The 437-nt window shown below is 53.1% G+C and carries 1 protein-coding gene; it reads right to left on the bottom strand.

Going from position 1 to position 437, the window contains the following annotated elements:
• Positions 1 to 437: two-component regulator propeller domain-containing protein (locus tag EN885_RS33185; protein ID WP_164897986.1), on the bottom strand; the 437-nt coding region annotated here is incomplete at both ends.

The following is a 437-nucleotide window of genomic DNA, read 5'->3' as shown; positions in this document are numbered from 1 at the left end:
GTACGTATGTCGCTGGCTTTTATCTGTTTTTTGTTGGTGTCCACGCAAAAGAGTCCGTCGTTGCTTGCTCCCCACAGCCTGCCATTGGCATCCATGTCCAGGTCGTGTACGTCCATGGATGTCAGCGTGTGGCGTGTCACCTTCAGTCTGCCGCCGGCGCGCTCATATTCCGCCACTAACAGTCCGCCCTCTGTTCCCGACTGCAGCGATGCCATCCACATTCTGCCGTATTTGTCCTCTATGATGTCGAATATGTCGTTGATGGCAAGATTGCACAGCGCCGATTTGTTCATATATTGGCTTGCGCCTATGTAGAGCCCGTTGCCGCGTGTGCCGGTCCACAGATTGCCGTGCCTGTCGCGGGTCATTGAGTAGAACGGATATTCCGTGGTACATTCGTAGGCAAAGGAATCAACGGGAGTGTCATACTTGTATAT

Origin of the sequence: Mesorhizobium sp. M6A.T.Cr.TU.014.01.1.1 (assembly GCF_004022765.1) — a bacterium.
Classification (GTDB): Bacteria; Pseudomonadota; Alphaproteobacteria; order Rhizobiales; family Rhizobiaceae; genus Mesorhizobium; species Mesorhizobium mediterraneum.
The sequence above is the reverse complement of the archived record's forward strand: the minus strand, read 5'-3'. Positions and strand labels throughout refer to the sequence as shown.